The sequence below is a fragment of the Streptomyces sp. NPDC017246 genome (assembly GCF_044331325.1).
Classification (GTDB): domain Bacteria; phylum Actinomycetota; class Actinomycetes; order Streptomycetales; family Streptomycetaceae; genus Streptomyces.
This window is the reverse complement of sequence record NZ_JBIRMW010000012.1, coordinates 249,885-268,987: the sequence shown is the minus strand read 5'-3', so window position 1 is coordinate 268,987 and position 19,103 is coordinate 249,885. Positions and strand designations below refer to the sequence as shown.

20 protein-coding genes are annotated in these 19,103 nt (G+C 73.0%); 12 read left to right on the top strand and 8 right to left on the bottom strand.

The features are described from left to right. The first annotated feature begins 256 nt into the window (after positions 1 to 256). Entirely contained in the window at positions 257 to 1,438 is a 1,182-nt protein-coding gene (locus ACH4MY_RS26910) for a cytochrome P450 (RefSeq protein ID WP_398006294.1), read from the top strand. Positions 1,439 to 1,596: 158 nt separating this feature from the next. After that, positions 1,597 to 2,361, top strand: coding sequence for a class I SAM-dependent methyltransferase (locus tag ACH4MY_RS26905; protein WP_398006293.1), 765 nt, complete (start codon positions 1,597 to 1,599; stop codon positions 2,359 to 2,361). On the opposite strand, the gene opcA is transcribed toward ACH4MY_RS26905, so the two are convergent. Together opcA and ACH4MY_RS26895 are read right to left on the bottom strand one after the other, a co-directional pair. Next, a complete protein-coding gene (gene opcA, locus ACH4MY_RS26900; RefSeq protein ID WP_398006292.1) occupies positions 2,339 to 3,283 on the bottom strand; it encodes a glucose-6-phosphate dehydrogenase assembly protein OpcA in 945 nt (314 codons plus the stop codon). The two genes, ACH4MY_RS26905 and opcA, sit on opposite strands and share 23 nt — an antisense overlap. Positions 3,284 to 3,366: 83 nt before the next feature. Further along, complete coding sequence (locus tag ACH4MY_RS26895; protein ID WP_398006291.1) at positions 3,367 to 3,921, bottom strand: DoxX family protein; 555 nt, start codon at positions 3,919 to 3,921, stop codon at positions 3,367 to 3,369. A gap of 219 nt (positions 3,922 to 4,140) precedes the next feature. On the opposite strand from ACH4MY_RS26895, the gene ACH4MY_RS26890 reads away from it, so the two are divergent. The 3 genes from ACH4MY_RS26890 (at position 4,141) to ACH4MY_RS26880 (ending at position 6,746) form a co-directional block, all read left to right on the top strand. Further along, complete coding sequence (locus tag ACH4MY_RS26890) at positions 4,141 to 5,517, top strand: dipeptidase (protein WP_398006290.1); 1,377 nt, start codon at positions 4,141 to 4,143, stop codon at positions 5,515 to 5,517. 46 nt (positions 5,518 to 5,563) lie between these two features. Further along, entirely contained in the window at positions 5,564 to 6,166 is a 603-nt protein-coding gene (locus ACH4MY_RS26885) for an HdeD family acid-resistance protein (RefSeq protein ID WP_398006289.1), read from the top strand. A 157-nt stretch (positions 6,167 to 6,323) separates the two neighbouring features. Next, entirely contained in the window at positions 6,324 to 6,746 is a 423-nt protein-coding gene (locus tag ACH4MY_RS26880) for a DUF350 domain-containing protein (RefSeq protein ID WP_015037854.1), read from the top strand. A gap of 92 nt (positions 6,747 to 6,838) precedes the next feature. Here ACH4MY_RS26880 and ACH4MY_RS26875 read toward each other — a convergent pair whose 3' ends face one another. Continuing rightward, the gene (locus tag ACH4MY_RS26875; RefSeq protein WP_398006288.1) at positions 6,839 to 7,261 is read right to left on the bottom strand and encodes a hypothetical protein; all 423 of its coding nucleotides are present in this window, start codon (positions 7,259 to 7,261) and stop codon (positions 6,839 to 6,841) included. 71 nt (positions 7,262 to 7,332) lie between these two features. Beyond that, positions 7,333 to 8,766 carry a WGR domain-containing protein gene (locus ACH4MY_RS26870; protein WP_398006287.1) on the bottom strand — a complete coding sequence of 478 codons (1,434 nt, stop codon included), beginning with the start codon at positions 8,764 to 8,766 and terminating at the stop codon, positions 7,333 to 7,335. 194 nt (positions 8,767 to 8,960) lie between these two features. On the opposite strand from ACH4MY_RS26870, the gene ACH4MY_RS26865 reads away from it, so the two are divergent. Genes ACH4MY_RS26865 through ACH4MY_RS26855 form a run of 3 tightly spaced genes read left to right on the top strand, consistent with a single transcriptional unit; the run spans position 8,961 to position 10,732 of the window. After that, positions 8,961 to 9,329, top strand: coding sequence for a hypothetical protein (locus tag ACH4MY_RS26865; protein ID WP_398006286.1), 369 nt, complete (start codon positions 8,961 to 8,963; stop codon positions 9,327 to 9,329). Between the two features lie 39 nt (positions 9,330 to 9,368). Further along, positions 9,369 to 9,851 carry an SPFH domain-containing protein gene (locus ACH4MY_RS26860; protein WP_398006285.1) on the top strand — a complete coding sequence of 161 codons (483 nt, stop codon included), beginning with the start codon at positions 9,369 to 9,371 and terminating at the stop codon, positions 9,849 to 9,851. Continuing rightward, positions 9,848 to 10,732, top strand: coding sequence for a M23 family metallopeptidase (locus ACH4MY_RS26855; protein WP_398006284.1), 885 nt, complete (start codon positions 9,848 to 9,850; stop codon positions 10,730 to 10,732). The genes ACH4MY_RS26860 and ACH4MY_RS26855 overlap by 4 nt, the downstream gene beginning before the upstream one ends. Before the next feature lie 31 nt (positions 10,733 to 10,763). Here ACH4MY_RS26855 and ACH4MY_RS26850 read toward each other — a convergent pair whose 3' ends face one another. Then, a complete protein-coding gene (locus tag ACH4MY_RS26850; protein ID WP_398006283.1) occupies positions 10,764 to 11,471 on the bottom strand; it encodes an ABC transporter ATP-binding protein in 708 nt (235 codons plus the stop codon). Between the two features lie 37 nt (positions 11,472 to 11,508). Further along, a complete protein-coding gene (locus ACH4MY_RS26845) occupies positions 11,509 to 12,993 on the bottom strand; it encodes an ABC transporter permease (protein WP_398006282.1) in 1,485 nt (494 codons plus the stop codon). A 70-nt stretch (positions 12,994 to 13,063) separates the two neighbouring features. Between ACH4MY_RS26845 and ACH4MY_RS26840 the strand changes: the two genes are divergently transcribed. Continuing rightward, positions 13,064 to 13,720 (top strand): MBL fold metallo-hydrolase, encoded by a 657-nt coding sequence (locus ACH4MY_RS26840; RefSeq protein ID WP_398006315.1) that lies wholly within the window; start codon positions 13,064 to 13,066, stop codon positions 13,718 to 13,720. A 57-nt stretch (positions 13,721 to 13,777) separates the two neighbouring features. Here ACH4MY_RS26840 and ACH4MY_RS26835 read toward each other — a convergent pair whose 3' ends face one another. Then, positions 13,778 to 14,989 carry an ROK family protein gene (locus ACH4MY_RS26835; RefSeq protein WP_398006280.1) on the bottom strand — a complete coding sequence of 404 codons (1,212 nt, stop codon included), beginning with the start codon at positions 14,987 to 14,989 and terminating at the stop codon, positions 13,778 to 13,780. 164 nt (positions 14,990 to 15,153) lie between these two features. Between ACH4MY_RS26835 and ACH4MY_RS26830 the strand changes: the two genes are divergently transcribed. From ACH4MY_RS26830 to ACH4MY_RS26820, 3 genes are all read left to right on the top strand, one after another. Then, positions 15,154 to 15,723 carry a winged helix-turn-helix transcriptional regulator gene (locus tag ACH4MY_RS26830; protein ID WP_398006279.1) on the top strand — a complete coding sequence of 190 codons (570 nt, stop codon included), beginning with the start codon at positions 15,154 to 15,156 and terminating at the stop codon, positions 15,721 to 15,723. Continuing rightward, positions 15,720 to 16,658 carry a ketopantoate reductase family protein gene (locus ACH4MY_RS26825; protein WP_398006278.1) on the top strand — a complete coding sequence of 313 codons (939 nt, stop codon included), beginning with the start codon at positions 15,720 to 15,722 and terminating at the stop codon, positions 16,656 to 16,658. Before ACH4MY_RS26830 ends, ACH4MY_RS26825 begins: the two co-directional genes overlap by 4 nt. A gap of 149 nt (positions 16,659 to 16,807) precedes the next feature. Beyond that, positions 16,808 to 17,404, top strand: coding sequence for a DUF1349 domain-containing protein (locus tag ACH4MY_RS26820; protein ID WP_398006277.1), 597 nt, complete (start codon positions 16,808 to 16,810; stop codon positions 17,402 to 17,404). 143 nt (positions 17,405 to 17,547) lie between these two features. On the opposite strand, the gene ACH4MY_RS26815 is transcribed toward ACH4MY_RS26820, so the two are convergent. Beyond that, the gene (locus tag ACH4MY_RS26815) at positions 17,548 to 18,924 is read right to left on the bottom strand and encodes a S41 family peptidase (RefSeq protein WP_398006276.1); all 1,377 of its coding nucleotides are present in this window, start codon (positions 18,922 to 18,924) and stop codon (positions 17,548 to 17,550) included. Positions 18,925 to 19,103 lie beyond the last annotated feature (179 nt).

The following is a 19,103-nucleotide window of genomic DNA, read 5'->3' as shown; positions in this document are numbered from 1 at the left end:
CTGGTTGAGGCCTTGGCTGCTACCGAGTCGAGCTGTACGAGGCACCGGGCACCGGTGGGTGGAGCGCCTCGCTGATCTTTTCACCGACGGTTCGCCGGTCCTTCGCCGAACATCATCCGAGCCGAGCGCCGGTGACGCTACCACGCAACTGGGGTGGCTGGTATGACTACTTGCCAGAGATCTTTCACAAAACGTCGGGGAGTTACGGAAGATGACCGGTCAAGAGCAGACAATCGTTCACGATGTCCCGGTAAACGTGGCCCAACAGCCCAACCCCTACCCGCTCTTCGAGCGCATCCGCGAACACGGTGTCGTCCAGCGCGTGCGGCTGAATCCCACCCTTGAAGTCTGGATGGTCACCGGCTACGACGAGGCGGTGGCCGCGCTCACCGACCCCCGGCTCAGCAGCAGCCCCGTCGGTGTCAACGGCCTGGAGGAGGAGATGGCGCACCAGGAGCGCACCAACGTCCTGATGGCCAGCATGCTCGTCGCCAACGGCGAGGACCACACGCGCCTGCGCAACCTCGTCTCGAAGGCCTTCACGGCCCGCCGGGTGGAGCAGCTCGCACCCCGGGTCCAGGCACACACCGACGCCTACCTCGACGCGATCGCGGCACGCGGAACCGCCGACCTGGTCTCCGAGTTCGCCCTGCCGCTGCCGATGGCCGTGCTGAGCGAGCTCATCGGCATCCCGGCCGAGGGACAGCCGGACTTCGCCCGCCTCGCGGTCGGCCTGATCATGCCGCCCAACACTCCGGAGCGCCTCGCCAAGGGTGCCCGCGCACGGGCCGAACTCACCGAGTTCTTCGAGCCGTTGATCGCCGAGCGCAAGAAGGACCCGAAGGACGATCTGCTGAGCGCGCTGTGTGCCGCGCAGGCCGAGGAGCGGATCAGCGACCGCGAGCTGACGGCGATGACGATCCTGCTCACGCTCGCCGGACACGAGACGACGGCGAGCCTCATCGCCAACGGCGTCCACGCCCTGCTGCGCCACCCGGACCAGTTCGCCGCACTGCGCGACGACCCCTCGCTGCTGCCGGGCGCGATCGAGGAACTCCTGCGCTACGAGGGCCCGGTGAGCCGCGGCGTCGCGCGCTTCACCACCGGCGCGTACGAGATCGGCGGGGTCGTCGTCCCGGCGGGCGAGATGATCATCATCGGGCTCGCCGCCGCCAACCGCGACCCGGCCCGCTACGACCGTGCCGACATTCTCGACATCGCACGACGCGAAGTGCCGCAACAGCTCGCTTTCGGCCACGGTGTGCACTTCTGCCTGGGCGCGCCTCTCGCCCGCGCGGAGGCCAGGATCGCCATCGGCACCCTGCTGCGCCGCTTCCCCGACCTGCGGCTCTCCGACCCGGACGTGGACCTGAGCCGGCGCGAGGGCATCCTGCGCGGCATGGCGACGCTGCCCGTGACCTTCACGCCCGAGGGCTGACCCACCTCGTGCCGAGGACCGGAGCCGACCCGCCCGAGGGCGGGAGCGCATCTGTCCGCACCACCACCGGAGGAACCGTCCGCGGCGGACACACCCCGCCGCGGACAAGCAGTGCGCCGGAGAGCCCGTCCGGCGGAGAAGAGAAGGGAGACAGCAGGATGACATCGGCCTCCACCGTCCCGGAGTTCGACGCGATCGCCCCGGAGTACGACGCCTCGCGCGGCGGCACGGCCCGGGCCGCCGGCTTCGCCGAGCAGCTCGCACCACTCCTCGACCCGGCCCGGCCCGTGCTCGACATCGGGGTGGGCACGGGCATCGTGGCGGCCGAACTGACGGCGCGCGGGCACGTGGTGTACGGGCTCGACCTCTCGTCCGGGATGCTCGCCCGGGCCCTGGACCGCCTCGGTCCGCGGGTGGCGGTGGCCGACGCCTGCCGGCTTCCGGTACGGACGGCCTCGGTGGGCCAGGCGGTGTCCACCTGGCTGCTGCACACAGGGCCCGATCACGGCCGGGTCTTCGACGAGGTGGCCCGGGTGCTCCGGCCGGGCGGCCGCTATCTGGTGATCCCGGCCGGGGGCACCCGCCCCACGGACGACGTCGGGGTCGTGGTGGGCGAGCTGGAGGAACGGCTCGACCCCGGCCGGACCCGTCAGGACGGGCCGTGGACCCTCGCGCCGATCGCCGAGGCGCGCGGTCTCGTCTACCGGGGCACGGCCTCCGAACGCCCCGCGGTCTTCCGGGTGTCGCCGCGGTCGATGGCCGACTCCCTGGCGGGCGGGCTCTTCACCGGCGCCTGGTCGGTCACCGGCGAGGACACCCGCCTGGTGGGCGAGGCCCGGAAGCGGCTCCTGGCGCTCCCGGACCCGGACGTCCCCCGCGTGCGGGAGACGTCCGACTTCGTCATGGTGTTCGAGAAGCCGTGACGCCGGTGGCTCCGGCGCGGCCGCGCAGCGCCGCGGAGTAGGCCTCGTCGGGGTCGAGGCGGCGCAGTTCCTCGGCGATCAGCTCGGCGGTGGTCCGCACCTTCAGGGCGAGGACCCGGCTGGGCTGACCGGGGATGGAGAGCCGGGCCACCGGGCCCTCGGGCCGGTCGATGCGGATCTCGCCGTCCGCGGTGCCCATACGGACGGCGGTGACGACGGGGCCGTCGGTGACGATCCGGTCGACGGGGACTCCGAGGCGGACCTCGAACCAGCGGGCGAGGAGTTCGGCGCTGGGGTTCTCCGCCTCGCTCTCGACGGCGGCCGAGGTCACGGCCAACGGGGCCTGGTCGAGCGCTGCGGCCAGCATCGAGCGCCACGGCGTGAGCCGGGTCCAGGCGAGGTCCGTGTCACCGGGGGCGTACGAGGCGGCCCGGGCCTCCAGTGCGGCGAGGGGGTCCTCGACCGCGTACATGTCGGTGATACGGCGCTGGGCCAGGACGCCCAGCGGATCCCGGGACGGGACTTCGGGGGCGTCGACGGGCCACCAGACGACGACGGGCGCGTCCGGCAGGAGCAGGGGCAGGACCACGGAGTCGGCGCGGGCGCCGAGCTCGCCGTAGAGGCGGAGCAGGACCGTCTCGCCCGAACCCGCGTCGGTGCCGAGGCGGACCTCCGCGTCCAGCCGGGTCTCGTTGCGCTCGCGGGGCGTGCGGGCGTGGCGCTTGATGACGACGAGGGTGCGGGAGGGGTGTTCCCGGGAGGCGTCGTTGGCGGCCTTGACCGCGTCGTAGGCGTTCTCCTCGTCGGTGACGACGAGGAGGGTGAGCACGGCGCCGACGGCGGGTGTGCCGACGGCCCTGCGGCCTTCCAGGATCGCCTTGTTGATCTTGCTGGAGTTGGTGTCCGTCAGATCGATCTTCATGCGGGGCGGTCGTCCCTTCCTCTGCGGCGAGCCTATCCCTCCCGCACGGGGGACGCGTGCGGGCCCCCGTCACCGGTCGGCGCTCACGCCGATTCGGGGTCCGGCGCCGGGTCCGGGGCGGACTCCTCGGCGGCGGCCCGGTCGTCGGCGCGGCGGTTGACCACGGCCGCGGCGGCGATGGCGGTGCCGACGAAGGCGGTGGCCACCACCCAGGGACGGTCGAGGACGTGCCCCGTGGCGTGGTCGAGCGAGTACCGCCCGGCTCCCGTCACCCCGATCGCCGCGGCGACGAAGCCGAGGAACGCGGGGTACTCGTAGCCGCCGCTCTGGGCGAAGAAGCCGGCCGGGGCGTGGACGGCGACGGCGCCGGTCATGGCGCCGGCCGCGGCGGCGCCGGCGGCGGGAGTGGCGAGACCGAGGGCGAGCAGGGCGCCGCCGCCCGCCTCGCCGAGACCGGCGGCGACGGCGCTCTCCCGGCCGGGGTGGAAGCCCATGGCCTCCATCGCCTTGGTGGTTCCCTCGATGCCGCCCCCGCCGAACCAGCCGAAGAGCTTCTGGGTGCCGTGCGCGGCGAGTACGGCACCGGTGCCGACCCGCAGCACGAGGAGCCCGAGGTCGCGTCGGTTGAGGTGGCCCATGTGGTTCTCCAGATGCGGGAGGGGCGGACGGGGATCGGAGACGTACGCCGTCCACTGTCGTCGCCCTCGCGGGTCCGCGCCGCCCGGGACCCTGTCTTAATACTCCGTAAGAGTCATGTTTTGCGACGCTTGTCCACCGGTGCTTTGGTGGGAGTGTCGTTCGCCGTGCGGGGCCTCGCGCAGCACCACCCCGCACCGGCCCGAGGGAAGTGGGTACGCATGTCCGCAGAGTCCACCGCGACCGCAGCCCTGCGCGAGAAGGTCCGGGCGCTGATGCCCCGGGCCAAGGAGGACCTCGCCGAGCTCGTGGCGATGCGCTCCGTGGCCGACCCTCGCCAGTTCCCGCCCGAGGAGTGCGCGAAAGCCGCCGACTTCCTCGTGCGGGCCTTCACGGAGGCCGGGCTCCGTGACATGCGCCGGGTGACGACCCCCGACGGCACGGACGCGGTCGTGGGTCAGGCGCCGGGCCCCGAGGGGGCGCCCACCGTCCTCCTGTACTGCCACTACGACGTACAGCCACCGCTGGACGACGACGCCTGGGAGACACCTCCCTTCGAACTCACCGAACGCGACGGGCGCTGGTACGGGCGCGGCTCGGCCGACTGCAAGGGCAACATCGCCATGCACCTCACGGCGCTGCGCGCGCTCGGCGGCCCGGACGGCGGCGGATTCCCCGTGAACATCAAGTTCGTGGCGGAGGGTTCGGAGGAGCAGGGCACCGGGGGACTGGAGCAGCTCGTCCCCCTTCAGCCCGAACTCTTCTCCGCCGACACCCTGTTGATCTGCGACACCGGCAACTTCTCGCGCGGTCTGCCCACCACGACCACCTCGCTGCGCGGGCTCGCCAACGTCGTCGTCACCGTCTCCACCCTCAAGGGGGCGATGCACTCCGGCATGTTCGGCGGCCCGGCGCCCGACGCCCTGGCCGCGCTGGTCCGGATCCTCGACAGCCTCCGCGACGAACACGGCAACACCGTGATCAAGGGGCTGCCCGGCGACGGCGTCTGGGACGGGGTGGACTACCCGGCCGAACAGTTCCGGGCAGACGTGGGCGCCCTCGACGGAGTCTCCCTCGCCGGGACGGGCTCGGTCGCCGACGAGCTGTGGGCGCGACCCGCGGTCACCGTGCTCGGCATCGACTGCCCGCCGGTGGTGGGCTCCTCGGCCGCGGTGCAGGCGAAGGTACGGGCCAGGGTCAGCCTGCGGGTCCCGCCCGGGATCGACGCCGACGACGCCCTGCGCGCCCTCACCGACCATCTCGTCGCGGCCGCCCCGTGGGGTGCCCGGGTGGAGGTGGAGCCGGAGGGCGTCGGCCAGCCGTTCCGCGCGCAGACCGACGGCCCCGCGTACCGGGCGCTCGCGGCGGCGCTCCACGAGGCGTACGGGAAGGACATGGTCCAGTCGGGGCAGGGCGGTTCGATCCCGCTCTGCAACGTGCTCGCCGCCCGGTTCCCCACCGCCGAGATCGCCCTGATCGGCGTCGAGGAACCCGGCTGTCTCATCCACGCCCCCAACGAGAGCGTGGACCCCTCCGAGATCGAGTACATGGCGCTGGCCGAGGCGCTCTTCCTCAGTACCTACGCCACCCCGCTCTGAACCCCCCGCTCTGCCCATCCCCTCCACGGAAGGACGGGAACCGTCCATGGCACAGACTCAAGACGGCCCGAGGCACCAGGACATACCGCCCGGCCCGCTGAGCGCGCTCGCGGGCGCCGCCTGGCAGGCACTCCTCGTCGCCGGACTCGCGTCACTGGTCCTCGGCGTCATCGTGCTGGTCTGGCCGGACGCCTCACTGTTCGTGGCCGGCCTGCTCTTCGGTCTCTTTCTGCTGTTCAGCGGTATGCTGCAACTCGTCGCCGCCTTCGGTACGCACACCACGACCGCGCTGCGCGTCATGGCCTTCATCAGCGGCGCCCTGTCGATCCTGCTCGGTCTGCTCTGTTTCCGGGGAGCGACGCAGTCGATTCTGCTGCTCGCGCTCTGGATCGGGATCGGCTGGCTCTTCCGCGGCATCACCGAGACCGTCGCGGCGGCCTCCGACCCCGCGATGCCGGCGCGCGGCTGGCACGTCTTCCTCGGCATCGTCAACGCGCTCGCCGGTGTGGTCCTCATCGTCTCCCCGCTGGAGTCGGCGGCGGTGCTGATGGTCCTGGCAGGTATCTGGCTCCTCGTCGTCGGCGTGGTCGAGATCCTCACGGCCCTCCGGGTCCGTTCACGCGCCAAGAGCCTGCCGCCGGGCACCTGATCAGGGCCGTTCACCACTCTCCCGGCTCCCCGTCGCAGCGTCCGCCGCCCGCCCGATTCCCGGGCGGGCGGCGGGGGCTGTTGACGCGTGCGCTACATTTTGCCGGTCCTTGACCACCGATCCCCCGTGATCGCGACGTAGCGGAGACCGGCACACCATGAGCGACATCGTCAACGGCCTCGGCCGGGCCGGCGCCTACGGCGCCCTCGGCGTGGTTCTGCTGATCCTCGGCATCGTGCTCGTGGACCTGCTGACCCCGGGGAAGCTCGGGCGGCAGATCTGGGAGGACCGCAACCGCAACGCCGCGATCCTGCTGAGCTCGGCGCTCCTCGGCATAGGCGGCATCGTCTTCACGTCGATCTGGACGACGTACGACAACTTCGGCAAGGGTCTGGTCTCGACGGCCGCGTTCGGTCTTCTCGGCCTGGTGATGATGGCCGTGGCCTTCCTGGTCGTGGACCTGGTCACGCCGGGCAAGCTGGGCGCCACCCTGGTCGACCCCCAGCCGCACCCGGCGGTCTGGGTGACCGCCTCCTGCAACATCGCGGTCTCGGCGATCGTCTCCGCCTCGATCGCCTGAGCCCGGCCCGAGCCCCGCCGGGGTCCGCTCCGGCCCTGGCCTGCCCCTCCGGTCCTCGGTTCCTCGCTCCTCGCTCCTCGGTCCTTCGGGAATCAGCCGTTCATGGGTTCGACCTCCAGGAAGCGGCGGCCTCGCGGGCCCTTGTAGAGCAGGGCCTCCCAGCCGAGCCGCGCCAGGGCCGGTACACACGCGCCGAGGGCCGCCGTCTCCTCCTGGGCGGCGCCCGAGCCCGCCGGGCCCAGCCACTCCACCACCGCCGTCTCCGGCCGGTCCCCCGCCCTCACCCGGTACCCGGTGGTGATCCGGGCTCCGGTGGCGTCCACGGACGAGGGCGCGAGCCCGCCGGACTCCAGCGCGAGCGCCACCGCGCGGAGCGGCTGCCGGCGCTCCCAGTCGGCGGGTCCGGTCGTCGGGTCCCCGCCGTCCGGACGACGGGTCAGCCGTCTGATCTGGAGCAGCCCGTCGACGGCCGCCCGGACCTCCCGCGACCGCTGTTCGGCACCGGCCGGGGGCAACGGCGGGCCGTCCCCCGTGGCCGCGTCGAACGTGCCGCCTCCACCGTGACCCCCCGCCCCGTGACCCGCTGTCACTGAAGCCGCCGGATGTCACCGCGGACCCGGTAGAAGCCGCCCGCGGCGGCGTGCAGGGCGTCCACCACGTACCGCACGCCGGGCTCCCGGATCGCCCGGGGGAACTGCACGTTCCACGCGGAGTCGTAGCCCTGGGAGACGACCCGCACCCGGGTCCTGCCCGACTCGTTCACACATTCCACGACCACCGATCCGGCCGGGGCGTCGCTGACGGACGCCACGGCGGTGACGGTCGTCGCCGGCTCGTACACCGGCAGGGCCGCGGCGAGCTTGATGTCCCGGGCGACCGGGACCGTACCGCCCTGGGCGGCCTCGATCGCCGCCTCGCTCGCGTCGACGCACACCAGCGACCCGTCCGTGGTCACCAGGTAGAGCCGCTCGTCGCGGTACTGCATGGAGAGCGCCGAACCCCCTCCCGTACCGAGCTTCCAGAGTCGGGTCCCGTCCTCCGCGAAACAGTAGACGGAGGACGCCGAGTCGGCGGCGAAGACGAACCGGCCACCGGGCGAGGTGGCGCAGGAGTACACCGGGCTGTCGCAGGCGTAGACCGCCTCGACGCGCCCGTCCTTCTTCGCGAGCCGCTGGACCTTCTTGCGGGCCGTGCCCGCGTAGACGGCGGTGTCCTCCTGCCAGCCGAAGAGCACTCCGCCTTCGGTGGCCGTGTGCCACAGCTCGCCGCCGCCGTCCGGCGCGTGGGCGGCGACGCCCCGCGTGTCCCCGTAGTAGACGGCGTCCCCGTCGGCCCGGACCATCCAGGCGTGCTCGCCCTGGCCGCCGCGCGCCCACTGGTGCTCGTCCTCGTGGTCGATGACGGTGAGCCGGCCGGAGCGGTCGGCCACGTGCAGGACGCCCTCGTGGATGTCGAGCCAGAAGATGTCGACGTCGGTGGCGATGTCGTACGCGGCGAAGGGCAGCTTGGACGACAGGTCGTACACCTTGCCGTCGTCGCAGCCGGCGTAGATCCAGAAGTCGTCGGCGACCAGGCACTTGACACCGTCCGGCAGGCTGAACCGGGCCTGCACCTCGCCTGAGCGGTCGAGGGTGAAGACGTCCCCCGCCTGGTTGCCGACCCAGCAGCGCTCCTCGTCGACGTGGATGCCGAAGGCCGCCGACCCGGTCCGGAAGCGCCAGAGCACGGGGGCGACGGCACGCGCGGTGGAGGGCGCGGAGGTCACCGCACGGCGTGTCACGGCGCGGGCCGCCCGCTGTCCACGGACCGCCGGGGCGTATCCCTTGCGGACCTTCTCCCCTATCTTCTTCGCCGCGGCGGCCTGCGCCTTCGCCTGTGTCGGGAAGGTGGAGCACTGCGTCTGGCCCGCCGCGCCGATCCGGCCGTAACGGACCGACACCGTGAGCTCGTCCACGGTCACTTCGTAGAACTTGTGGGCAGCGCCGTCGTCCTGCGACAGCTCCAGATAGGTCGTCGTCATGGTGAAAACGGTAGGGCCACCCACTGACAACGGCCCTCGGTGAAGCCTTGGCCGAGGGACCTGAGTCCCGGGCATTCAGGACGTTCGGCTCGGTATTCCGGACATACACCCCTGTGACGATGGTGCGTGAAGATCATCCGACGCACCGTCACCTCCGGAACGACCGGCAGGTCCGGAAGGGCCAGAAGGGCCTCATGACCGAACTGCGGAAGCGGCCCCTGCCCGAGGCGGAAGCCGGGACCGTCACGGAAGCCCCGAAGGCGGCGGGCCCTACGGCATCCCCGCGCCGTCCCCCGCCCGTCGACCACGACCTCGTGGAGCGCCCCGGGCCCGCCGCCCCCGGGTGGGTGGCCATCCTCACCGGCCTCACCGCGCTCGCCGGCTGTGTCGTCGTCACCGTCGTCGCCTTCGGCGGGCTGACCCGAGGGCGCACCGGCTCCGCCTGGGTGCTCTCGCTCTTCGGCCGCTACCGGGGAAGCGTCCGCCGCACCGGACTCGTCTGGATCAGCCCCTTCGTGCTGCGCCGCCGGATCGACGTGCGCCTGCGGCACTGGCGCAGCTAACCGATCGCCGCCGTCGACGCCGAGGGTTCCGCCCTGCGCGTGGTGGTACTGGTGGTGTGGTCCGTACGGGACACCGCCCGCGCCCTGCTCTCCGTCGACGACCATCTCGGCTGTCTGCGCGAGCAGGTGGAGGCCTCTGTCGCACGGGTGTTGTCGCAACTGCCCGCGGACGCCTTCCGGGGCGACGCGCCGACCCTGCGGGACGCCGAGGCGGTCGGCGACGCGCTCACGCGCCTGCTCGCGGCCGAGTGGCGGCCCGTCGGCATCGCGGTCTTCTCCGCACAGCCGACCCGCATCGAGTACGCCCCCGCCATGCGGCGCCGGCAGATCGCCGTGCTCGACGCGAAGCACCGGGAGTCGGTCCTCACCGGGGTCATCGACGCCGTGGACGACACCGTGAACCGGCTCACCGCGCGGGGACTCGTCGAGCTCGACGACTTCGAACGCCAGGCCCTGGTCAAGGACTTGGCCGTGGCCTTCTACACCCGGAGTGGCGGCCCGGCCGACCGGAGTCAGGAGTGAAGAGGACCGTGTACGCCCCCGCACCCACCGCCCCCGTCGTCAACCCGCCCGTGAGCACCCCACTCGCGAGCAGCGCACCCCCGTTCGCGCTCCCCCCTTTCTCCGCGCCCGCAGGCGCGGCCGCGGGAACGGCGGCCGCCGAACCCGCCCCGGCGCACGCGGGCTGGGACGGCGCGAAGTACTGGTTCCGGAACGCGGCGGGCGACTGGCGCTGGACCAGCCACGCCACGACGTACGAGCGGCGCACCGGAGCCTCGGCCGTCGAGAACGTCACCGTCACCCCCGCCCGGCGCGGCGGCCGGACCGGTGACCCGGTCCTCCGGGGGCGGCAGGGCTGGGACTCCAAGGACCGGGTGTACTGGTACAAGTCCCGTGGCCACTGGTACTGGACCGGCCACGCCTGGAGGTACGAGCAGCGGACGGGCCTGCCCGCCACCGAGTCCGAGCCCTCCCCGACGCCGAAGCCGGCCGGGCCGTCCGCTCCTTCGGCGCCCTCCGGCTCCTCGCGGGGCTGGACGGCGCCGGTCTCCTCGTACGTCTTCACCGGGTACTACGGGCAGCGCGGTTCCTGGTCGAAGGGCTACCACACGGAGCAGGACTTCGCCGTGCCGTCGGGAACGACGGTCCGCTCGGTCGGCCCCGGCCGGGTGGTGACCGCCGGGTACGGACGCTCGTACGGATACGAGGTGGTGATCCGTCACCCGGACGGCTTCACGCAGTACGCCCATCTCTCCCGTATCGACGTGCCGGTCGGCCGGAGCGTGTCCGCCGGGCAGCGCATCGCGCGGTCGGGGGCGACCGGGCGGGTGACGGGTCCGCATCTGCACTTCGAGGTGCGGACCACGCCGTACTTCGGCTCGGACATCGACCCGCTGGCCTAACTGCGCGGCCGAGGCGTGCCCGTGCAGACCCTCAGGCCTCGACCGGGTCCGGCGACTCCGCCGGGCGGTTCTCCTTGATCGTGATCCGGCCCTTGCGGATCGTGGCGAGGCGGGGTGCCCGGCGGGCGATCGCGCTGTCGTGGGTGACCATGACGAAGGTCAGCCCGTGCTCCTTCCACAGCCCTTCGAGCAGGTCGACGATCTCGTCGCGCATCGACTCGTCGAGATTGCCGGTGGGTTCGTCGGCGAGCAGCACCTTGGGGCGCTTCACCAGTGCGCGGGCGATCGCGACGCGCTGCTGCTGGCCGCCGGAGAGCTCGGACGGCAGATGGCCGAGGCGCTCGCCGAGCCCGACCGACTCCAGCGCCTCGGCGGCGCGGCCGCGGCGCTCGGCGGGCCTGACGCCGAGCGGGACGAGCGCCGTCTCCACGTTCTCCTGCGCGGTGAGCGTGGGGATGAGGTTGAAGCTCTGGAAGACGAAGCCGATGTTCTGACCGCGCACGGCCGTCAGCCTGCGCTCGGAGAGCGCGGCGAGGTCGGTGCCGTCGAGCAGGACCTGCCCGGAGGTGGGGCGGTCGAGGCCGCCGAGCATCTGGAGGAGGGTCGACTTGCCGCCGCCCGTGGGGCCCTGGATGACGAGCCGGTCGCCCTGGTCGAGGGTGAGGTCGACCCCGGCGAGCGCGTCGACTCTCTTCTGCCCCCGCCGGTACTGCTTGGTGACGCCGATGAGTTCGTACATGGTGCGACTCCTGTGGTGCGTGGGTGGGTTGGTTCGGCTACTCGACGCGGCGCAGGGCGTCGGCGGGGCGCAGCCGCGAGGCGCGCCAGGCGCCGAAGGCACCCGCGACGAGGCCGCCGCCCAGCGCGAGGAGCACGGCGAGACCCACCGTGGTGATGCTGACGGGGGCGGTGAGGGCGATGTCGACGGTCTTGCCCGCGGCCGTACCGCCGGGGCCGCCGCCGAAGACCATGCCGCCGCGTCCACCGCCGCCGCCACCTCCGAACGCGCCGCCGGACGAGCCGAGTTCGGCGGTCAGCGTCGGGCTGACGGCGGTCACGGCGTACGCCCCGGCCAGGCCGATCGCGATGCCGAGGGCGCCGCCGATGACTCCGTTGACGAGGGCCTCGCCGACCACCTGGCGGGTGACCCGGCCGCTCTTCCAGCCGAGGGCCTTGAGCGTGCCGAACTCACGGACCCGACGGGTGACGGCGGAGGAGGTGAGCAGACCGGCGACCAGGACGGCGGCGAGCAGCACGGCGTACGAGAGCCACCTGCCCATGTTCGAGGCGAGGTCGGCCGCGGTGTCGAGCGAGCCGGAGACCGTCTGGGCGAGGTCGGCCGAGGTGGTGACGGTGGTGCCGGTGACGTTCTTCTGGATGCTCGACTTGACCGCGTCGATCCGCGTCGAGTCGGCCGCCTTCACATAGATCGTGGTGATCTTGGAGGCGGAGGAGGAGAGCGTCTGCGCCTGCTTCAGCGGCAGATAGACCTGGGCCGCGGACTGGCCGCGGTCGGCGGTGGCGATGCCGACGATCTCGAACTTGACGCCCTTCACGGTCAGTTCGCCGCCGACGGCGAGCCCCTGCTGCTGGGCGTAGGCGCTGTCGACGACGGCGACCTCGGCGTCGGTCTCGGTGGTCTTGAAGGTACGGCCCTTCGAGACGGTGGAGGTGGTGAGGGGGCCGAGGTCGGGCGCGGTGACGTCGGTGCCGTAGAGGGTGAAGGAGTCGACGTCGAAGGCCGCACCGCCGCCGGTGACCGTGTCGCCCGGACCGCTGCCGCCGCCGGTGCCGCCGCCGTTCTCGCCGCCCGGCCGGCTCTGCTGGGTCTGGCCGCGCTGGATCCGGCCCCGCTCGAACTCCCCGTTGATCTTCAGGTTGACGAGGCTGAGTCCGCCCACCGCCCGGGCGACACCGGGCTGTCCGGCGACCGTGGCGACGGTGGAGTCCGCGAGGGTCTGGAATCCCTGGACCATCAGCCGGTCGCTGCTCTGCGCCTCGCCCTCCTCCTTGCCCTGGAACTCGAACCGGGGGCGCTGCGGCCGGGCGCCGTCCTCGGGCCGTTCCTGCGCCTTGGTCACCGTCAGGTCCGTCCCGAGACCGTAGAGGGATTCCAGGACCTTGCCCTGGGCCTGGCTCATGCCGGAGGAGACGGAGTTGACGACGATGACCAGCGCGATCCCGAGCGCGAGCCCGGAGGCGACGACGAGCGCCGCCTTTCTGCGACGGCGCAGTTCGCGCCGGAGGTAGGTGAAGAACATGGGCGTGAAGCTAGGCGCGCCGTGTGATGACGGGATAAGGCCTACGTGAGAGCGGGATGAGAGCGGTCGGCTGGACTTCCGCTGTTTCGCCGTCGCCGCCCCGGACGGTGCGGGCTGGACGCTGATCGACGCGGGCTTGGGCCCCGCCGAGGGTCCCGGGGCGCCCTGGTGTCCCGTGCCCGGCCGGCTGCCGGAGCTGCTCACGACGGCCGGGATCGACCGGGCGGACGTCCACACCGTGGTCCTGACGCATCTCCACGAGGACCACACCGGCTGGGCCGCCGGCCTGCCGTTCTTCCCGCGGGCCCGGTATGCCGTCCAGCGCGCGGAGACCGCCGCACTCGGCCGGCGGGACCCGGTCGCCGACCGGGTGGTGGAGCCGCTCCGCGCCGCCGGGCAGCTCCACGAGGTCGACGGCAGGCACCGGCTGCGCCCGGGCGTCACGCTGCTGCCCACCCCCGGGCGCACCCCGGGCCATCAGTCCGTCCTGGGCGAACGGCCGGCCGGCCGGGACGTGCTGGTCACCGGTGACCTCCTCGTCCACGCCGTGCAGCTCGCCGCCCCGGGCGTGGCCTGTGCCCATGAGCTCGACCCGGTCGCCGCCCGCACCTCGCGCGAGGAGCCTCTCGCGCGGGCCGCGGAGAGCGGGGCGGTGCCGGCGACGGCGCACCTGACCCGTCCGTTCGTCGAACCCCCGCCGTACGGCCCGACGGCCGCCCGGTCGTGACCGCGGCGAGCGGCACGGCGCGGTGCGGCGCGGCGCGCGCGGACCGGTGAGGCGCTCTCAGGCCCCCGCGGCCGCGGCGTACGCCAGCGGGTCGGCCAGGACGTCGTGGAGGACGAGGGCCGCCGCGCCCCGGGAGGCGTCGGTGGTGGCGGAGGCCGGGCGCAGCCGGCCCGCGTCCGGGGTCCAGAGGCCGGAGACGACCCGGTCGGAGAGCTCCTCGGCCAGGGCCGGGACGAGCCACGGCATCAACTGCGGGTAGATCCCGCCGAGGACGACCGCCTCGGGGTCGAGGAGGTTCACGGCGCCCGACAGTGCGCGCCCGAGCATCCGGCCCGCCTCGGCGAGCGCGTCGAGCGCCCGCCGGTCGCCCGCCACGGCCCGCTCCGTCAGCTCCGGGACGCCGGTCGCCTCCGCCGAGCGGAGCAGCGCCGCCTGCCCCGCGTACTGTTCGAGGCAGCCGCGTGAGCCGCAGCGGCAGCGGGGGCCCTCCGCGTCGACGACGAGATGGCCGATCTCGCCGGCGAAGCCGTGGGCGCCGCGCAGGAGTTCGCCGTGGACGACGATCGCGCCGCCGACGCCGATCTCCCCCGTCAGGTGCAGAAACGTCCGCAGGTCGCCGAGTGCGCCGAACCACAGCTCGGCGAGGGCCGCCATGTTGGCCTCGTTGTCCGAGGTCAGCGCGAGGCCCCCGGTGCCGGGGCGCAGCGCCGTGAGCGCCTCGCCGAAGAGACGCTCGGCGTCGACCTCGTACCAGCCGAGGTTGGGGGCCTGTCGGACGGCTCCGCCGGAGACGAGGCCGGGCAGGGCGAGTCCGGCGCCGGCCGGGACGAGGTGGCGCTCGGCGGCGGTGTCCAGGGCTTCGGCGGCGATGCGGGCGGCCCGGGCGAGGACCTCGGGGGCGCCGGCAGCGCGGTTGTCGAGGCGTACGGTGCGGCGGACGCGGTCGGTTCCGGTCAGGTCGACGACGCAGACGGTCACGTAGTCGACGTTGATCTCGACGCCGAGCCCGGCGGGTCCGGTGTCGGCGGGCTTCAGGACGGTGCCCGGACGTCCTGCCTGGCCGCTGAACGTCTTGCCCGATTCGACGAGGAACCCGAGGTCGAGGAGTTGCTCGACGAGGGACGAGACGGCGGGCCGGGTCAGGCCGACGCGGGCGGCGACGGCCGCCCGGGTGGTCTCGCCCGCGTCGTGGACGGTCCGCAGGACGAGGCTCAGGTTGTGCCGGCGCACGCCCGACTTGTCGGCCTTGGGTTCCGTGGGCTGGTTCATGGTGAGCGAGAGCCTAGTCGTCCCTTTCACTCACCCGAAACGGCAACGCTCGCTCACCGGGCAACAGCGCCCGATCACCTGTGAGCAGCCCTTCGGTCATCCGCGAACAGCTTCGCTCGCCAAAAGAGTTCAGTGACCGAACTCTTCTGCGCTAGGGTCCGGTCATGACGCTTCCGCGCGACTACCGCGGCCAGACCTGCGCCCTGTCCCGGTCGATGGAGATCGTCGGCGAGCGCTGGACACTGCTGATCCTGCGCGACGCCTTCTACGGCGTCCGCCGGTTCGGCGAGTTCGCCGCGCACCTGGGCGTGCCCAGGGCCGTCCTCACCGACCGGCTCACCACCCTCACCGGGGCGGGTGTCCTGGAACGGCGCCCGGAGACGGGCACCGGCCGCCGCGAGGTGTACGCGCTCACGCCCAAGGGCGTCGCCCTCTGGCCGGCCGTCCGCGCGCTCACCGCCTGGGGCGAGGAGTTCCACGCGGCGGACGGCGGCCCGCGCCGCGTCTTCCTGCACGCCGCGGACGAAGCCCCCCTCGACGCGGACGGACGGTGTACGGGCTGCTCCACGGCCGTACCCGTCGCGGACGTCCTGGTCGCCCCGGGGCCGGGACTGGCCCCCACCTCCCCGGACGACGATCCGGTGACGGCGGCACTCGCCCGGCCGCACCGGCTGCTCCACCCCCTGCTCATCACCGCGCCCACGGGGCGCCCCACGAGAGGTTCGCGACGATGAAGATCCTGGTCGTCGGCGCCGGTGCCACCGGTGGCTACTTCGGAGCCCTGCTCGCCCGCGCAGGACAGGACGTCACCTTCCTGGTCCGCCCGGCCCGGGCGGCGGCACTGCGCGAGCGCGGACTGCGGGTCGTGGGCCGCGACGAGGAATGGGTCCTGACGCCCCGCCTCGTGACGGCCGACGCGCTCGACGCCCCGTACGACCTCGTCCTGCTCTCGGTGAAGTCCACCGGCCTGGACGCGGCGATCGAGGACATCGCCCCGGCCGTCGGACCGGACACCGCCGTCGTGCCGCTCCTCAACGGCCTCGCCCACCTGGACGCCCTCAATGCCCGCTTCGGCGCCCCGGCCGTCCTGGGCGGCGTGGCCAAGGTGGTCACCACCCTCGACGACTCGGGTGACATCCGGCGGCTCGCCCCGCTCGCCCATCTGACGCTCGGCGAGCAGGACGGTACGGACTCCGCGCGCGCGGCGAAGATCCGGGCGGTGCTCGAAGGCGCGGGCATCGCCTCGCCGGAACCGGCGCACGCGGTCACGGCCATGTGGCACAAGTGGGTGTTCATCACGACCCTCGGCGCCGTGACGAGCCTGATGCGCGGCACGGTCGGCGAGGTGTACGACGTGCCGGGCGGTCCCGGCCTCGGCCCGGCGGTGCTCGACGAGGCGTCCGCCGTCGCCGCGGCGGCCGGGCACCCCGTACCGGAGGCGGAACGGGCCGCGACCCTCGCCGTGGTGTCCGTGCCGGGTTCTCCGATGGTGCCGTCCCTCTACCGCGACCTGACGGCGGGCCGTCCGACCGAGGTCGAGCACCTCTTCGGCGACCTGACCGACCGCGCCCGCACCCTGGGCGTGCCGACCCCGCTCCTCGACCTGGCGACCCTGCACCTGCGGGTGCACCAGCGGCGCGTCACGACGGGGACAAGGCCCGGGGCCTGACGGGGACGGCAAGGAAGCGGCGGGCACGGGCTGTGGGGCGGGCGGGGGCCCGTGCCCCCGCCCGCGCTCCGGCTTGGACTTTCGTACCGGCTCATGGATCCTCGCCCGAGACCGTGGCGGGGGCACGGCCGGCTCGCGATCATGACGCCATGAACGTCGACACCTCACTCCCGCTCGGTCTGGACTGGGCCACCGCTCCCGCGGCGTACTCCCTCGCCGAAGGCGTCCTGACCGTCACCGCCGCCCCACGGACGGACCTCTTCACCGACCCGCTCGGCGGGGCGGCACGGCGCGACGCCGCCGTGGCCCTGACCACTCCCCCGGAAGGCGACTGGCAGTTCTCGGCCCGGCTCCGCGTCGGCTTCCGGTCCGCCTGGGACGCGGGGGCCCTCGTCGTCCGGTCCGACGACGACCACTGGGCCAAACTCAACTTCGAGCAGGCCCCCGACGGGACGCCGAGCGTCTTCTCGGTCGTGACCCGCGGCCGTTCCGACGACGCGGTCGGGTGCCCCGTCGCGGGCGACGCGCTGTGGCTGCGCGTCAGCCGGATCGGGGAGGGTTTCGCCTTCCACGTCTCGGACGACGGGGACTTCTGGCGCCTGGTCCGGCAGTTCGCCCTGGAGGGTCCCCGTCCCCTACGGATCGGCATCGAGGTGCAGTCGCCCGTGGGCGAGGGGTGCCGTGTGCGCTTCGACGACATCCGTCTCACCCCCACGAGCCTGGCCCACCTCATCGACGGCCGATGACACCGACGCCTCGGGCGGCACCCGTGACACCGGCCGCACGATGATCCGCCGCGCGTCAGCGGCGCCGAAGGGTCCTGGGAGCGGCGCGGTACCGACTTTCCGTGCTCTTCAGCGAGCGATCTGCCGGTCCCGCCGCTCCCGCGTCAGGTCGTGGGGCCGCCGTGGTCCCGCAGGACGTGCAGAGCCCTGTCGAAGGCCGAGTCCCTCTTCTTGGCGAACTCGTCCTCGGTGAAGACCGGCTCGGTGAGGTGCGGCGGAATGCCCGTGCCGTCGAAGGTGCTGCCCGAGCGGGTCAGGAACTCCTCGTTCGGCAGCCAGGCCGACATGCCGTTGGGGAGCTTGCGCATCATGACGTCCGAGAAGACGCCCTGCGTGGGCTGTCCGATCCGGACCGTCCTGCCGGGCCGGTCCATGAGGGCCTGGGCGAACGTCTCCCCCGCGCTGACCGTCGACCCGCCGGTCAGCACGGCGACCGGCCCGGTGTAGCGGGGACCCTGGGCGGGCGTGACATGGGCGGCCTGGGGGCGCGTGTGCCTGGTGGGGTCGGCGGGGTCGTTGCGGGCCCGCTTGGAGTAGGCGACGTAGGGGGTGTCGGTGAGGCGCTCGGCGATGTGGATCCCCATGGAGTCGGAACCGCCGCCATTGATCCGCAGGTCGATGATCAGACCCTTCAGGCGCCGGGTGCGCTCCTGGCCGAAGACCGTGTCCAGAGCCCTGTCGAGCTCGGCCAGCTGGACGGCGTAGGGGGCGCCGGCGCCCGCGTATCCGCCGAAGCCGGAGATCCGCACATAGCCCTGCCCGCCGGGGAGGTCGGCGTAGGTGATGCGCCCGTTGGCGAAGTCCTGGAGGTTCCGGGCGTCCTTGAGGTCGCGCGCCACGATGAAGTTCTTGACCTTGGTGTCCAACTTCTCGGTGGGCAGGACGGTGCCGGGGCGAACCTGCGCGAAGACGCGGTCGCCGTCCTGAACGGCGACGTGGGCGTCCTGGAGCGGCCTGACCATCTCGCTGAAGACGGCGTAGAGCTCGTCCCTGGTCGTCTTCGCGTGCACCTCGGGCCGGTAGTGGTCGCGTACGGCGTGCCAGTCGACGCCCTTGGCGGCGAAGAAGGGGTAGTTCTCCTCGTAGGACTGCCAGAAGACGTCGAAGGCGGCGAGCGGACCCTTGGGGGCGGGACGCTTACAGGCGTCGGGCAATTCCGGGATCCGGCGCAGACTCCGGTCGCCCACGGAGCCGTCCACCCGCAGGGACGCGCTGTCGAGGCCTCCTTGGGGGCGCACGGTGCGGACGGTCCCGTCCGGCGTGGTGTACGTGCCGGGGCCGGTCCGCCGTGCGGAGTCGCCCTTGAGGCAGCTGACGGCGGTGGTCTGGTACTCCTGGAAAGTTCCGTTCCGGATGGACAGCACTGTGCCGTAGCCGTCCATGCGCCAGGTTCCGTCGGTGGTCGGCTGGTGGGCGGCGGCGGCCGACGCGGCCCCGCCGACGAGAGCCAGTGCGACGGCGGTGGCCGTGACAATGCGCACGATCTTGCCTTCTCTGTAGGCGACTTGTTCGGGACAGCCCCCACAGTCGCCGACACGACGTCCATCCGCCCATCCGGCTGTCCGGTCGATCGAAGGTGGGGCCAGCCCCCACTGACCGGGGAAACCGTCCTGACGGGCAACCCCTGTCAGCGAGTTGATCTCCGCCTACGGAACTCCTG

Bases quoted from the DNA above. Each gene is read 5' to 3' on its own strand.
- ACH4MY_RS26905 (WP_398006293.1), top strand. From the start codon at position 1,597: ATGACATCGGCCTCCACCGTCCCGGAGTTCGACGCGATCGCCCCGGAG.
- opcA (WP_398006292.1), bottom strand. From the start codon at position 3,283: ATGAAGATCGATCTGACGGACACCAACTCCAGCAAGATCAACAAGGCG.
- ACH4MY_RS26895 (WP_398006291.1), bottom strand. From the start codon at position 3,921: ATGGGCCACCTCAACCGACGCGACCTCGGGCTCCTCGTGCTGCGGGTC.
- ACH4MY_RS26890 (WP_398006290.1), top strand. From the start codon at position 4,141: ATGTCCGCAGAGTCCACCGCGACCGCAGCCCTGCGCGAGAAGGTCCGG.
- ACH4MY_RS26885 (WP_398006289.1), top strand. From the start codon at position 5,564: ATGGCACAGACTCAAGACGGCCCGAGGCACCAGGACATACCGCCCGGC.
- ACH4MY_RS26880 (WP_015037854.1), top strand. From the start codon at position 6,324: ATGAGCGACATCGTCAACGGCCTCGGCCGGGCCGGCGCCTACGGCGCC.
- ACH4MY_RS26870 (WP_398006287.1), bottom strand. From the start codon at position 8,766: ATGACGACGACCTATCTGGAGCTGTCGCAGGACGACGGCGCTGCCCAC.
- ACH4MY_RS26865 (WP_398006286.1), top strand. From the start codon at position 8,961: ATGACCGAACTGCGGAAGCGGCCCCTGCCCGAGGCGGAAGCCGGGACC.
- ACH4MY_RS26850 (WP_398006283.1), bottom strand. From the start codon at position 11,471: ATGTACGAACTCATCGGCGTCACCAAGCAGTACCGGCGGGGGCAGAAG.
- ACH4MY_RS26845 (WP_398006282.1), bottom strand. From the start codon at position 12,993: ATGTTCTTCACCTACCTCCGGCGCGAACTGCGCCGTCGCAGAAAGGCG.
- ACH4MY_RS26835 (WP_398006280.1), bottom strand. From the start codon at position 14,989: ATGAACCAGCCCACGGAACCCAAGGCCGACAAGTCGGGCGTGCGCCGG.
- ACH4MY_RS26830 (WP_398006279.1), top strand. From the start codon at position 15,154: ATGACGCTTCCGCGCGACTACCGCGGCCAGACCTGCGCCCTGTCCCGG.
- ACH4MY_RS26825 (WP_398006278.1), top strand. From the start codon at position 15,720: ATGAAGATCCTGGTCGTCGGCGCCGGTGCCACCGGTGGCTACTTCGGA.
- ACH4MY_RS26820 (WP_398006277.1), top strand. From the start codon at position 16,808: ATGAACGTCGACACCTCACTCCCGCTCGGTCTGGACTGGGCCACCGCT.